Origin of the sequence: Xenorhabdus littoralis, assembly GCF_033949345.1 — a bacterium.
Classification (GTDB): domain Bacteria; phylum Pseudomonadota; class Gammaproteobacteria; order Enterobacterales; family Enterobacteriaceae; genus Xenorhabdus; species Xenorhabdus littoralis.
The window spans coordinates 1-10,753 of sequence record NZ_VCDP01000012.1 but is presented as its reverse complement, the minus strand read 5'-3'; the positions used below and the strand labels follow the sequence as shown (position 1 = coordinate 10,753).

9 protein-coding genes and 1 tRNA gene are annotated in these 10,753 nt (G+C 45.9%); 2 read left to right on the top strand and 8 right to left on the bottom strand.

Features of this window, described 5'->3' with window-relative positions:
- Positions 1–364: 364 nt before the first annotated feature.
- The 8 genes from FE394_RS04325 to FE394_RS04290 form a co-directional block, all read right to left on the bottom strand.
- Positions 365–1,834, bottom strand: a complete 1,470-nt coding sequence (locus FE394_RS04325) for an insulinase family protein (protein WP_319925176.1) — start codon at positions 1,832–1,834, stop codon at positions 365–367.
- Positions 1,835–2,129: 295 nt separating this feature from the next.
- Complete coding sequence (locus FE394_RS04320; protein WP_319925175.1) at positions 2,130–2,855, bottom strand: HAMP domain-containing protein; 726 nt, start codon at positions 2,853–2,855, stop codon at positions 2,130–2,132.
- A 193-nt stretch (positions 2,856–3,048) separates the two neighbouring features.
- Positions 3,049–4,065 (bottom strand): dipeptide ABC transporter ATP-binding subunit DppF, encoded by a 1,017-nt coding sequence (dppF, locus tag FE394_RS04315; RefSeq protein ID WP_319925174.1) that lies wholly within the window; start codon positions 4,063–4,065, stop codon positions 3,049–3,051.
- Complete coding sequence (dppD, locus tag FE394_RS04310; RefSeq protein ID WP_319925173.1) at positions 4,062–5,042, bottom strand: dipeptide ABC transporter ATP-binding protein; 981 nt, start codon at positions 5,040–5,042, stop codon at positions 4,062–4,064. Before dppD ends, dppF begins: the two co-directional genes overlap by 4 nt.
- Before the next feature lie 12 nt (positions 5,043–5,054).
- Positions 5,055–5,957 (bottom strand): dipeptide ABC transporter permease DppC, encoded by a 903-nt coding sequence (gene dppC / locus FE394_RS04305; RefSeq protein WP_319925178.1) that lies wholly within the window; start codon positions 5,955–5,957, stop codon positions 5,055–5,057.
- Between the two features lie 10 nt (positions 5,958–5,967).
- Positions 5,968–6,987: a dipeptide ABC transporter permease DppB gene (gene dppB, locus FE394_RS04300; protein ID WP_319925172.1), complete on the bottom strand. Its 1,020-nt coding sequence runs from the start codon at positions 6,985–6,987 to the stop codon at positions 5,968–5,970.
- A gap of 145 nt (positions 6,988–7,132) precedes the next feature.
- Positions 7,133–8,743, bottom strand: a complete 1,611-nt coding sequence (dppA, locus tag FE394_RS04295; protein WP_319925171.1) for a dipeptide ABC transporter periplasmic-binding protein DppA — start codon at positions 8,741–8,743, stop codon at positions 7,133–7,135.
- Positions 8,744–9,410: 667 nt separating this feature from the next.
- Positions 9,411–9,487: transfer RNA gene (locus FE394_RS04290), tRNA-Pro, on the bottom strand.
- Between the two features lie 408 nt (positions 9,488–9,895).
- Here FE394_RS04290 and tnpA point away from each other — a divergent pair.
- Together tnpA and FE394_RS04280 are read left to right on the top strand one after the other, a co-directional pair.
- Positions 9,896–10,168, top strand: a complete 273-nt coding sequence (tnpA, locus tag FE394_RS04285; RefSeq protein WP_319925170.1) for an IS66 family insertion sequence element accessory protein TnpA — start codon at positions 9,896–9,898, stop codon at positions 10,166–10,168.
- A 430-nt stretch (positions 10,169–10,598) separates the two neighbouring features.
- A partial coding sequence (locus tag FE394_RS04280; RefSeq protein WP_319925177.1) for a type VI secretion system baseplate subunit TssF occupies positions 10,599–10,753 on the top strand: 155 nt, incomplete at its 3' end.

Below are 10,753 nucleotides of genomic sequence, written 5' to 3'. Positions count from 1 at the left end.
TCCAGAATTCAGGTTAATAACTAAAAAAATCAGCTAGTCTTTTAACAGGCTGATTTTTTTTAGTCCCGTTATTGAGAAAAATAGATATCTATATTTATCATCAAAATTTGTCAGCAAACCGAAATAAACAAGTGCTATAAATGAACCGGAGCTAAGATCTATGATCACGCTTTGTAATAACTACATTACAAATCGCATCAATAACCTAAAGAATCGCATTCTCTTCATTTGTCCAATTCTTCCACAAACTCATCAAATATTGCATTAAATAACTCTCTATTTTCATTATAGTTTTCTAGCGCTTTGGCATCAGCTTTTTTAAGGATTAAAAAAGCAAGGAGCGGGGTGTTTTTTCAATCGCCGTCTACTCCGCAGCTTTTGTCGTTTCCGGCTGTTTCGGACTCTCCGGCAATGGTCCCGGTCTCATGATCTGGTTAAAGCTATCTTTAATTTGATTAACATCAACCGGTGCCTCACCTTTTGGTTGCACCAGAATAAAAGAGATTTCTTGAGACAGCATCTCTTTCAGTTTCTTATTCAGAAGCTGTGGTGTCAGGGAGGATAAAAATGCCTGCCTCAGTCGCTGGAATTGTTCAGGCGCGATGTCTATCACGTTATTTTGCTGTGATAACAGACGCTGATTAATCAAAATGTCGGTGTCTGTGCGGGCATACATGGCAAATAATTGCTGGAGCTGAGTCCGCTTTTGGGCATAAAGTTCATCAAATTGCGCCTGCGGCAGTCCGTTCTCACGCAATGATGACAATTGAGAAGCCAGATATAATGTGGATTCCATCAATTTGTCCGTAGGGGCATCCAGATTTAGTGAGCAGTTCGCACGCTGGTAAAGCACACGGCAATCCAGGCTCAGCTTCATGTCATCCTGCTTTTCCTTTAATCCCAATTGCAGGTAACGGTAAAGCGCTTCACGCGTCAGATCATTTAGCCAGTACTGAATCAGTGTCTGAGAATCGTTAATCGGCTGCCAATTCAGATTCCAGGCTAAAGATAAGCCATCTTGTTGAGCTTTATCACTCACTACGCCAATCGTTGCCGCTTTCAGTGGCATAAGTGTCGGAACCGGAACGGGTGTCTGCCGTTTACCTGCCAGTGGTGTGAATGCCTGATTTATTCGCTCTGAGAGTAATCGATTGTCAATATTCCCCGCGATGTACAATGTCATGGCATCCGGCGTGTACCATTGATGGTAAAAGTTTTCGATTTTCTTCATGTCAACAGGCTCAGATACCGCCATTCCGGGATCATGATCAATCAGAGTTGAGCCTTGCAGCCTCATACGCCATACCGGATCGTGGGGATCAGGAGGAAAAGTCGTAACAGGATGTTTAGCCTCTTTCATGGCCTGCGCTAAGGTTTCCGGTGTAAATACAGCGCTACCAGCAATATCCGACAGCCATATCAGTGCATCTTGCAAGAGATCAGGACGGTTATTCGGCAAGCTAAGGCTATAGAGTGTAAAGTCGTATGAAACAATCGCCGGAGGAAAGGGGATTTTAGTATCTATCGCGTTGCGCCACAGATTTTCTAGTTTTTGCGATGATAAATCTTTACTACTGGATAGGACAATTTTCGGGATAAGGTAAGTATAACCTTTTTGTTGGTTTTTCTCGGCCAATGATCCTGTTTTAACTAATAACCGCAACTGTATTCTGTCATTGGGTCGCTGCGGTGTTTGCAGGACTTGCCAGCTGAAACCATTTTCAAGTTTGCCTTGTTGCCACGCCGGATCAGGCTGTAAAGTTTCTGCCTGTGCTAAGCAAGTTGTTGCCAGAATCGCACCACCAATAAAATATCCGATTTTGTTGCCCTGCATTCTCACTTACCCCTACCTGTTTAGTTTTATCCTTCAAAACCTAAGACAATTATAAAGACCTATACCCTATGGATTTCGAGTTGCAACGCGATGGCAAGAGAGCTACAAATTCGTCGGGAACGAATTTGACCAGATAAAGGCTGGCCTCCGGTGAGAAGCAGGAGCCTCTCATTAATTCCCAGGAACATAGATAACTATGCGACCGGGTGTAGTTGTAAAAAATAAGGTAGCGTAGCCAACAAAACTGCAACCGGGAAGACGACGGGTATAGATATTACCATTGAGGATTAGACCATCATTCATCTTGTAAGGTTTCATTTTGAGGTGTTTTCTGCTTATTAACCTGACGATTATAGCCCTTTACCAGTAACCCAAGCTCATCATCCTGATGACGTTTGGGACAAGATATGGGGATTTGTGGCTGTTCTTCGTTCAGTTTCTGCGCAATATTGCGCAATGGATGTATGATAATGCGATTTACACACCAGCTTATCGATACGGTAAGAATCAGTGCGAGTAATAAATAGGTAGTCAACATTAATGCGAGTGTGTTCAAGGCAAAACGGTATACCCGATTGGAGTCAACCTGCAAAATGAGATGTCCCTGTGATTCTGCATTTTTTGGCGAAACATCATAAATGTAGAGCGGAATGGTTACTTCAACGGGGATGCCAAAAAGCTGTTTTGCCAGTTCAGGTATAGGGCGATGAGTTGCAAAATCCAGGCTCATCACCCGAACGTTATCAGGTAATACGATATCGGCCCGGCCCAGAATGCCTGAGGTTTTTAGCCCGATCAATAGCGTTTTTGCTCTATTGAGATCTGAACTCAACAACGCTTCTGTCAACGGAGTCTGGATCTGTACAGCGGCATTATTAAGCTGGCTGATGTAATCATCTTTCCGCTGTTGTAATAAATGCGATAATTGGATAGTGATGAAAATAGCAATGGTTACCAAAGTGACTCCTGTCACTGCGGCCATTTGTTTAATAGTTAACGAACGTTTGACACGCAACTTCATCTTATCCAAACCGATTGTGGTGAAAATACTGGCTAGCACACTTTAACAGTGTGAGTGAGTATACTTGATTTTCTTTGTGGTCGTCTTATTTTGATGAATTCGTCTTATTTTGATGAATTAAACGTAGAAAAATGACCGTGGTATAAAAGCGGCAACCCGAAATCTATTGGGTATATACCACGGTCAGTTATGATTAGGTGGATGGTTTTTCATCCTGTTCGACCGCGAAACAGGCAATCAGCTGTTCACCATATTGTTTTAACTTAGGCTGAAACTGGGTACATGTATTAAATGCCCGACGACAACGAGCTGCAAAAGCACATCCCGAAGGTGGATTCATCGGGCTTGGCAATTCTCCCGTCAGCTTAATACGTTCACGGCGCAATTCAGGATTCAGGCGAGGAGTTGCAGACAACAGCGCCTGAGTATAAGGATGGCGCGGGTTGCGGAAAATCATCTCTTTGCTGCCTTTTTCAACACAGCGCCCCAAATACATTACCATCACTTCATCAGCAATATGTTCAACGACCGAGAGATCGTGGGATATAAAGACATAAGAAAGCCCCAGATCTTGCTGCAAGTCCATCATCAGGTTCAAAACCTGCGCCCGCACCGAAACATCCAATGCAGAAACGGGTTCATCCGCAATCACTACATCCGGGTTCAGCATCAACCCGCGAGCAATGGCAATACGCTGACGCTGACCACCAGAAAACATGTGCGGATAACGCGAATAGTGTTCCGATTTTAACCCCACTTTATCCATCATCTGCAAGACTTTTTCTTTGCGTTCAGCCTTTGTCAGCGAGGTATTAATCAGCAGCGGCTCTTCCAGAATCTGCCCTACTTTTTTACGGGGATTCAGGGAAGCATAAGGATTCTGGAATACTATCTGAATTTTCTGGCGACGAAGTTTTTCCGCTTCTTTATTTGGCACCAAGAGATCCTGACCAAGATAATAAAGCTCTCCGCCAGTCGGTTTTTCAATCATGGTCAACAAGCGGCCTAATGTGGATTTTCCACAGCCCGATTCACCGACAACAGCGAGGGTTTTACCTTTTTCCAGCTCAAATGAGACACCATCCAGCGCCTTAACCATGCGCTCAGGTGAGAATACCCCCGTTTTTACCGGATAGTATTTCGTCAACTCGCGGGCTTTCAGTAAAGGAACGGTGGCTTTCCCCTGTTCATGGTTTGGTTGAGTCGTCATACTGTTGGCCTCCCTTCATCATCCAGTGGCATATGACATTTAACCTGACGCCCTTCCACTGATTTCAATGAAGGTTCTTCTTGGCGACAGTGTTCGTTAGCATAAGGACAACGTGGATTGAGCAAGCATCCTACCGGACGATCATATTTTCCGGGAACAACACCGGGTAGCGATGCCAAACGGGATTTCTCCGCGGCAAATTCCGGCAATGCCCGTAATAGTGCCTGTGTATAAGGATGCCGTGGTGCCCGGAAGATTTCCGTTGCTTTGCCAATTTCCACCACCTGTCCCGCATACATCACAATGATATGGTGCGCAAATTCCGATACCAGTGCCAAATCATGGGTAATCAGGATCAATGCCATATTTTCTTGTTGCTGCAACTCCAGCAACAATTCGATGATTTGAGCCTGAATAGTGACATCCAGTGCCGTTGTGGGTTCATCCGCGATCAGGAGTTTCGGCCGACACGCGATAGCCATCGCTATCATCACTCGCTGGCTCATCCCGCCCGATAATTGGTGCGGATAGACATTCAGACGAGAGGCCGGATCAGGGATACCGACTTGGATCAGTAAGTCGATCGCCCGCTGATGGCGAGTTTTTCGATTTCCGCCTTGATGGACTTTCAGGGCTTCCATGATCTGATAACCTACGGTATAGCATGGATTCAGACTGGTCATGGGATCTTGGAAAATCATCGCCACTTCCGTACCAACTAACTGGCGGCGCTCTTTTTCTGAAATTTTAGTCAGGTCACGGCCATTAAATTCTAGTTTTTCCGCCATGACTCTGCCCGGATAATCAATCAGCCCCATAATTGCCAGTGAGCTGACAGATTTACCTGAACCGGATTCGCCAACAATCCCGACCACCTCGCCCTGCTCAGCACTGTAGCTGATACGGTCAACGGCGCGGAATGGTGTATCTTCATCTCCGAAGTGCACCGATAATTGATCTATATTCAACAATGCCATTTCACAATACCCCTACTGCTTGAGCTTAGGATCGAGTGCGTCACGCAACCCGTCCCCCATCAGGTTAAACGCCAATACCGTCAACAGGATAGCCAGCCCCGGAAAGGTCACGACCCACCATGCACTCTGGGCAAATTGCAGAACATCTGCCAGCATCGTGCCCCATTCTGGTGTTGGTGGCTGCGCTCCCATCCCCAGAAATCCTAAGGCTGCCATATCGAGGATGGCATTCGAAAAACCCAATGACGCCTGCACAATCAACGGCGCAAGGCAGTTTGGCAGGATATTGATGAACATCTGGCGCATGGCTCCCGCGCCAGCTACCTGAGAAGCCGTGACGTAATCACGATTGACTTCAACCAGTACCGCCGCCCTTGTCAGACGGATATAGTGAGGTAAGGCGACGAAAGTCAGTGCCAATGAGGCATTGACGATTGACGGACCAAAGATAGCCACCAGCACCAATGCCAGCAACAGGCTTGGCAAAGCCAGCATAATATCGACGATACGCATGACGATGGTATCCACGATACCGCCAAAATACCCCGCCAGCACGCCCAGAGTGATGCCCATTATCAATGACATCACCACGACCAGACAGCCAACCAGCAATGAAAGACGGGCACCATACATCAGGCGGGACAGAATATCGCGCCCGACATCATCCGTACCGAGGATAAATTGCCAGCTTCCGCCGTCCTGCCACACCGGAGGCGTCAGCAAAGCATCACGAAATTGTTCGGCCGGGCCGTGGGGCGCCAATATTTCGGCTAATAACGCAATCAACAGCATCAGGACAATATAGACAAAGCCCACCACCGCCCCTTTATTGCGTTTAAAGTAGTGCCAGAATTCCTGCATCGGTGTCATCAATTTCGGTGCACCTGATACCGCTGCCTCAGTTGTTTGAGTCATCATGTGCTCCTTATTTTTTATGACGAATACGCGGGTTGACGATGCCATACAGCAAATCGACCACCAAGTTGACCAGAATAATCATGGTTGCCACCAGCAATACGCCACCCTGTACGACCGGATAGTCACGGCGTTGCAGAGCATCAACCAACCAACGCCCCAATCCCGGCCATGAAAAAATAGTTTCTGTCAGAATCGCACCCGCCAGCATGATCCCGACTTGCAGACCAATGACTGTGACCACGGGTAACAGCGCGTTACGCAACGCATGAACGATAATGACACGAATGCGGCTCAAGCCTTTTGCCCGGGCAGTACGAATATAGTCTTCACCCAGCACTTCCAACATGGAAGAGCGGGTCATGCGCACAATGACAGCTAATGGGATCGTCCCCAGCACAATGGCAGGCAAAACCATATGCATCACTGCATCAATAAAATAACCGTCTTCCCCCCAAATCAGCGTATCGATCAGCATAAATCCAGTCAGGGGATTGCTGTCATCAAGAAACACGCTATCACTGATCCGGCCGGAAACCGGGGTGAGATCCCACTGAACGGAAACCAGCATGATTAGCATGATCCCCCACCAAAAAATTGGCATGGAATAGCCCGTTAATGACAAACCGATAGACGTGTGATCAAAGACGGAACCGCGCTTGACTGCTGCCAATACCCCCACCGGAATCCCGACGGATATGGCAAATAACATCGCGCAGAAGCCTAATTCAAAAGTCGCCTTGAAACGCGGAACAAATTCATCCCACACAGGAATGCGGCTCTTCAGGGAAATGCCCAAATCACCATGCATTACCCCATTGATATAATGAAAGTATTGCTCCCAGAGAGGTTTATCCAACCCCATTTCAGCCATCAATTGGGCATGGCGCTCAGCAGAAATCCCACGTTCTCCCGCCATAATCAGCACCGGGTCGCCGGGGATCATATGTACAAAAGCGAAAGTCAGCAGCGTAATACCAATAAACGTCGGGATCACCAACCCCAGACGCCGGAGGATAAATTGCAGCATATCCTGAATTCTCTTTTTAGATACCAGTTACGGCTCTTCAGGCCGCTTGGTGTCATACCAGATTCGACTTGCCCATTAAAGAAGCGAAACCATCCCCACAGAAAAGTCTGGGGGATGGTCAATCACAACAGCTCAACAGCAAGAATTATTTGAGATCAACGTTGTAAAAGTGGTGCTTACCAAAGGAATCAGCCACATATCCCTTCACCTCTTTACGAATTGGTTCGTAAACCGTAGAGTGACCAATGATCAATGCTGGGGCTTGTTCATACATGACAACCTGCGCCTGTTTGTAAAGCTCAGTACGTTTGTTGATGTCAGCAGTTTCACGCGCTGCCAGAATGATTTTCTCAAAGGGTTTGTAACACCATTTGGAATAGTTAGAGCCTCTCTCTTTCGCTGCACAGCTAAATAAGGTCCCAAAGAAGTTATCAGGATCCCCGTTGTCTCCTGTCCATCCAAAGAGGACGGTCATCGGCTCTCCATCTTTAGCTCGTTTCAGGTATTCGCCCCATTCATAACTGACAATTTTGGCTTTCACGCCAATTTTCGCCCAGTCGGCCTGAATCATTTCCGCCATGCGGCGAGCATTCGGGTTATACGGACGTTGTACCGGCATTGCCCACAAATCAGTTTCGAAACCATTCGAGAAACCCGCTTCTTTCAGCAGTTCTTTGGCTTTGGCAGGGTCATAGGCATAATCTTTAATGTCATCGTTATAGCCCCACATAGTCGGTGGGATCAGATTTTTCGCTTTCTGACCAGCCCCCTGATATACCGCTTCAATGATGGCGTCTTTATTTACGGCCATCGCCAGAGCCTGACGGACTTTCTGGTTATCCATTGGTGGTTTGGTGACATTAAACGAGAGGTAACCCACGTTCAAACCCGCCTGTTCTTTCAGGACAATATTTTTATCCTGCTTCATACGGGCAATATCAGCAGGGTTTGGATACGGCATCACCTGACATTCATTTTTCTGCAATTTTGCATAGCGCACAGAAGCATCAGGCGTAATGGAGAAGACTAGGCGATCAATTTTCGCTGGGCCTTCCCAGTAATCCTTGAATGCTTTATAGAGAATGCGGGAGTCTTTCTGGTATTGCTGTAATTGGAACGGGCCTGTTCCGATCGGATTAAGATCAACTTTTTCCGGTGTGCCCGCTTTCATCATGACATCAGCATATTCTTTGGACATAATCGAGGCAAAATCCATCCCGATATCGGCCAGAAAAGGCGCTTCTGGGCGGGATAACACAAAGCGAACAGTATGATCATCCACTTTTTCTACTTTGCTGATGATGTTACCCAAATCCATGCCAGTGAAGTATTCATAGCTGCCACCTGACACTTTATGGTACGGATGGTTTTTATCCTTCTGGCGCATAAAAGTGAAAACCACGTCATCCGCATTGAAATCGCGTGTCGGCTTAAATTCTTTACTGCCCTGCCACTTCACACCCTTGCGCAAATAGAATGTATAAGTTTTTCCGTCATCACTCACTTCCCAGCGTTCAGATAAACTTGGGATTATCTCTGTTGTACCTAACTTAAAATCCACTAAGCGGTTATAGATTGGTACTGAGCTGGCATCATAAGTTGTGCCAGAGGTGAATAACTGCGGGTTGAAGCCTTCAGGAGAACCTTCGGAACAGTAAACCAGCGTTTTGGCCTGAACACTGGCAGTTATAGCCAGAGCAACAAGACCGATACCCAGCTTTAACAAACCGGACTGTTTTTTCTTGGAGATTGCCATTACTTGAACTCCATTTATGGTGTTTATTGTGTCTTAGCCAGCCCAGCGTTCTTTTCCTGAATGTCACTGTCCCAGCTTGTTTTATTTTTTCGTTTATCAATTAATCAATTGTTATGCCTAACGTCAACATAATCACACGTGGCATTAGAAACACGATAGGAACATAAAAGAAAAGAATTTTTAACAAAACTGGTTAAAAAATATGACGCGCACCTCACTATCCAGATAAATCAACTAAAAATTCAATATATGAAAAGAATTAATCTCTAGTGATTATAATTTTGAATTTGTGACCAATTACTTAAATAATGAGCAATTTAGCTTATGGAAGAAAGACGGGAGACATTAGATGCAGGTAAAGAAAATATGAATGGAATAATTGGAATATAAACGGTTAAAGGAAGATTAATCACATCTCTTGCTAAAGTAACAGTTTTGCTATTAATTTTGCTAAAGGAGAAAAATTATGACTATTCAAGTCAATGTACACGAGGCGAAAATACACTTGAGCCAACTTGCAGATAGAATTTCAAGTGGTTCCGAAAAGATACCCTGATTTGGTGGATAACGGATGATCCATCTTTGGGTAAAATGAGGAGAAGTATGAAACAAGCTTATGTAACACATAAGAAAAAACCCCGCTCATAAGAGCGGGGTTTCAGAATGCTGGTCGGCGAGAGAGGATTCGAACCTCCGACCCACTGGTCCCAAACCAGTTGCGCTACCAAGCTGCGCTACTCGCCGAAAACGAAGCGCATCTTACTGCCAGCGCTGCACACCGTCAATATATTTTTGAAAATAAGTGTTTATTTGATGATAAACCATCCAAAATACACGCCATGCAATATATTGCAGACACAAAAAAACCCGCGTTGACTTACCTGTCTCTTGGTCACATTTTATAGGTCAAGAGACAGGTGCTTGCGGGGAACACCTCTCAAGCTAAACCGTATAACTAATGGGAAGCGGTTTATCCCCGTACTTACGGGGATAAACCGCGCATGGGGAGCATGGGCGTATGAAGAACTGTAAGCGTACGGGGAACCCCACCTAACCAGGGTAAATCCATTGATTAAAATAGTTTCACTTATTCCTATTATGGAAAAAACCCACATGAGCCAATCCAGATTTACTTAAGCCGAGTGGCGGGACATGTTTGAACAGCAGAAAAAATCCGAACTGACTGTCCGCCAGTTTTGCCAAAAAGTCGGTATCTCTATGACCCGGTTCTATCACCACCGCCAACACGGCTCCCATCCACCGGAAAAGCCGTCTGCTTTTATTAAAGTCAGTACCGCTCAGAAAAAATCCGTATCACCCAGCGTAGCCCCCATTTTATTTGAGACACCTCATGACACACTGCGTTTCCCTGCCGACACGGACATGCACGTTATCATTGCGATTATTCGGGGACTCGCCGCATGAAAATGTCTGTGGATGTGCCGGACGTTTATTTGTGCCGCCCGTTTATCGACTTTCGAAAATCTATCAACGGGCTGGCGGTCTGAGTGGAGTTGGAAATGCAATTGTCTCCGACACAAGCCGCGTTATTCCTCAACAAAACGGGCAAAGCATCAGATCAAGGGGTAAAGCCGGCACAAAAGTCAGCAAACAATTCATTTTTGCAAAATGCAAAAAAACATCGGCCTCAGTGCCCTTGCCCTCCCCGCCATAACGGATAGCGTCGCTAAGAGTTTTCCCAAATCATCATAAAATTACATTTCATTAAACATGCTAATTAATAATCCCGTACAATAATCCGCCACTTCTGACAGTGTGCTGATTTTATATAAACTTTACGCATAACATGCCGATTAATTATTCATCGGTACATTAGAGTAAAAAGAGAAACCCAATGAAAAACAACAAGGAATCCCTGTACCTGCAAGAACGCGCCTACCTGCGGGAACTGGCTCAGCGCGTGGCGAAAGAGTCACCCCATTTAACGGATTTTCTGGCCACGGCCCATGATCCCGATATTCAACGCCTTTTCGAGGCGTTTGCGCTGCT

Bases quoted from the DNA above. Each gene is read 5' to 3' on its own strand.
- FE394_RS04325 (WP_319925176.1), bottom strand. From the start codon at position 1,834: ATGCAGGGCAACAAAATCGGATATTTTATTGGTGGTGCGATTCTGGCA.
- FE394_RS04320 (WP_319925175.1), bottom strand. From the start codon at position 2,855: ATGAAGTTGCGTGTCAAACGTTCGTTAACTATTAAACAAATGGCCGCA.
- dppF (WP_319925174.1), bottom strand. From the start codon at position 4,065: ATGACGACTCAACCAAACCATGAACAGGGGAAAGCCACCGTTCCTTTA.
- dppD (WP_319925173.1), bottom strand. From the start codon at position 5,042: ATGGCATTGTTGAATATAGATCAATTATCGGTGCACTTCGGAGATGAA.
- dppC (WP_319925178.1), bottom strand. From the start codon at position 5,957: ATGACTCAAACAACTGAGGCAGCGGTATCAGGTGCACCGAAATTGATG.
- dppB (WP_319925172.1), bottom strand. From the start codon at position 6,987: ATGCTGCAATTTATCCTCCGGCGTCTGGGGTTGGTGATCCCGACGTTT.
- dppA (WP_319925171.1), bottom strand. From the start codon at position 8,743: ATGGCAATCTCCAAGAAAAAACAGTCCGGTTTGTTAAAGCTGGGTATC.
- tnpA (WP_319925170.1), top strand. From the start codon at position 9,896: ATGTTTGAACAGCAGAAAAAATCCGAACTGACTGTCCGCCAGTTTTGC.